Source organism: uncultured Salinicola sp., from assembly GCF_937921195.1.
GTDB lineage: Bacteria > Pseudomonadota > Gammaproteobacteria > Pseudomonadales > Halomonadaceae > Salinicola.
The window spans coordinates 1-3,012 of record NZ_CALFQK010000060.1 but is presented as its reverse complement, the minus strand read 5'-3'; the positions used below and the strand labels follow the sequence as shown (position 1 = coordinate 3,012).

General features: G+C 63.8%; 2 protein-coding genes. Both read left to right on the top strand.

Translation table 11 applies throughout. The features are described from left to right. Positions 1 to 705 (top strand): aminotransferase class III-fold pyridoxal phosphate-dependent enzyme (locus Q0602_RS05175; protein ID WP_298839893.1); only part of this gene is annotated, 705 nt, incomplete at its 5' end. A 448-nt stretch (positions 706 to 1,153) separates the two neighbouring features. Next, positions 1,154 to 2,776 (top strand): isocitrate lyase, encoded by a 1,623-nt coding sequence (locus Q0602_RS05170; protein WP_298839890.1) that lies wholly within the window; start codon positions 1,154 to 1,156, stop codon positions 2,774 to 2,776. The last annotated feature ends 236 nt before the right edge of the window (positions 2,777 to 3,012 follow it).

Genomic DNA, 3,012 nt, shown 5'->3' with positions numbered 1-3,012 from the left:
GCGGTCATCGTCGAACCGCTGATCCAGTGCGCCGGCGGCATGCGCATGTACCCGCCGGAGTACCTGACCTGGCTGCGCGAGGCCTGCGACCGCCACGGTGTCCAGTTGATCTTCGACGAGATCGCCGTCGGCTTCGGCCGCACCGGGACGCTGTTCGCAAGCGAGCAGGCCGGCGTCCGCCCCGACTTCCTGTGTCTCTCCAAGGCACTCACCGGCGGCTACCTGCCGCTGTCGGTGGTGATGACCACCGACGAGGTCTACGCCGCCTTCTACGACGACTACTCGACGCTCAAGGCGTTCCTGCACTCCCACAGCTATACCGGCAACCCGCTGGCCTGCGCCGCCGCGCTGGCGACGCTGGATATCTTCGAGCAGGACGACGTGATCGCCACCAATCGTGGCAAGGCCGAGGCGATGGGGCGGCTCGCCGAACCGCTGCGCGACCATCCCCACGTCGGCGACGTCCGCCAGACCGGCATGGTGGTGGCCATCGAGATGGTCGCGGACAAGGCCAGCCTGACGCCTTACGACTTCCGCGAGCGTCGCGGCCTGCGCGTCTACCGGCACGCGCTCTCGCGCGGGGTGATGCTGCGGCCGCTGGGTAACGTCATCTACTGGATGCCGCCCTACGTGATCTCGCAAGAGGAGCTGGCCTTGGTGGCGGAAGTGACCCACGAGGGTTTGGAACTGGCCACCGCGGATTAATAATTTGAAACCCGGCTAACTCCCTGTCGACGAAAGTCGTAGGTCGGTTGGACGGCCGCAGGGAGCCCGGCAGGCACGCCGTGGTCGGGACCCTGGCGCTGCGGTCGCCCCAAGGTGATGAAACCACAGCGGTTTTGGAAACCGTCCGCGATTTGGCAGGGCGACAGCGGTTTTCCGGCAAATGGTATCCCTGCGTTGGAACGATGCGCATCATACGTCATACATGACTACAGGATTCATCCATAAGCGCCATTTCTGGTAGAAGCCTTACCATGATGGCGGCTAAGTACGGATTGTTGGCATGGCACCGCTTCTCACATAGTGAACTCGCCGATGGGGCATTTTCTTCTCATTGTCAGGATTAAAACGGGCGTTTTTGATCCACCGAAAATGATACGGGAAGAAACCGGCCCCAGGAGAGTATTCCCATTCCTGTGTGGAGACAGTCATGTCCATCTATCAGAGCGATATCGATTCACTCGAGCGATTGCGTCTGGAACAGAACGGCCGCTGGAACAATATCGATCCCGAGAACGTGGCACGGATGCGGGCCCAGAACCGCTTCCGTACGGGCCTCGACATCGCCCGCTACACCGCCGGCGTGATGCGCCGCGACATGGAGGCCTACGACCGGGATCCCTCCCGCTACACCCAGTCGCTGGGGTGCTGGCACGGCTTCGTCGGCCAGCAGAAGATGATCGCCATCAAGAAGCACCACGGTACGACCCAGGGGCGGTATCTCTACCTCTCCGGCTGGATGATCGCCGCCATGCGCTCGGAATTCGGCCCGCTTCCCGACCAGTCGATGCACGAGAAGACGGCCGTTCCGGCCCTGATCGAGGAGCTCTACACCTTCCTGCGCCAGGCGGATGCCCGGGAGTTGACGCTACTTTTCCGGGAACTGGACAGCGCCAGGAAGCAGGGCAACGAGGTGGTGGCGCGGGGAATCCTGGAGAAGATCGATAACTTCGAGACCCATATCGTGCCGATCATCGCCGACATCGATGCCGGCTTCGGCAACGAGGAGGCGACCTACCTGCTGGCGAAAAAGATGATCGAAGCGGGCGCCTGCTGCATCCAGCTCGAGAACCAGGTGTCGGATGCCAAGCAGTGCGGGCACCAGGATGGCAAGGTCACCGTTCCCCACGAGGATTTCGTCGCCAAGATCAACGCGGTTCGCCATGCGTTCCTGGAACTCGGGGTGGAGGAGGGCGTGATCGTCGCCCGGACCGACTCGCTGGGCGCCGGCCTGACCCAGAAACTGCCGGTCAGCAAGGAGCCGGGGGATCTCGCCCACCAGTACAACAGCTTTCTCTGCACCGTGCCGATCTGCTCGGCGGACGATGTCAACGAGGGCGATACGATCATCAAGCTCGACGGCGACCTGCGCAAACCCCTGCGTCTCGCCAATGGACTCTACCGGTTCCGCTCCGATACCGGCGAGGATCGCGTCGTGCTGGACTGTATCAACGCCCTGCAGAACGGCGCCGACCTGCTGTGGATCGAGACCGAGAAGCCCCACGTCGGCCAGATCGCCGGCATGGTCGACCGTATCCGCCAGGTCGTGCCCAACGCCAAGCTGGTCTACAACAACTCGCCCTCGTTCAACTGGACGCTCAACTTCCGCCAACAGGTCTTCGACGACTGGGAGCGAGAAGGGCAGACAGAAGGGCAACGAGAGGGGCGGTCGCTCTCCGGCATCGAACGCGGCCAGCTGATGAGCGCCGACTATGACGACTCCGAGCTGGCGCGGGAAGCGGATCGTCGTATCCAGGCATTCCAGCGCGATGCGGCCCGCGAAGCCGGCGTCTTCCACCACCTGATCACCCTGCCGACCTACCACACGGCGGCGCTCTCCACCGACGAGCTGGCCGAGGGTTACTTCGGCGGGGCGGGGATGCTGGCCTACGTCGCCGGTGTCCAGCGCCGGGAGATCCGGCGAGGCCTGGCCTCGGTCAAGCATCAGGACATGGCCGGCTCCAACCTCGGCGACGACCACAAGGAGTACTTCTCCGGTGCCGCCGCGCTCAAGGCCGGCGGCGGGCTCAATACCATGAACCAGTTCGGGTGAGCGTTGAGTTCGGGTGAGCCTAGCCGATTAGCCCAACCTGCAACGACGGCGGGCCATGTCTCGAGGAGAGACATGGCCCGCTTTTTTATCGCCCCGGGCTCGTAGCCCGGAGCACGTAGCTCTTTGCTCGTAGCCCTTGGCCCTTGGCCCTTGGCCCGCAGCCCGTAGCCCTTGGCTCGTAGCCCGCAGCCCGTAGCCCTTGGCTCGTAGCCCGCAGCCCGTAGCCCTTGGCTCGT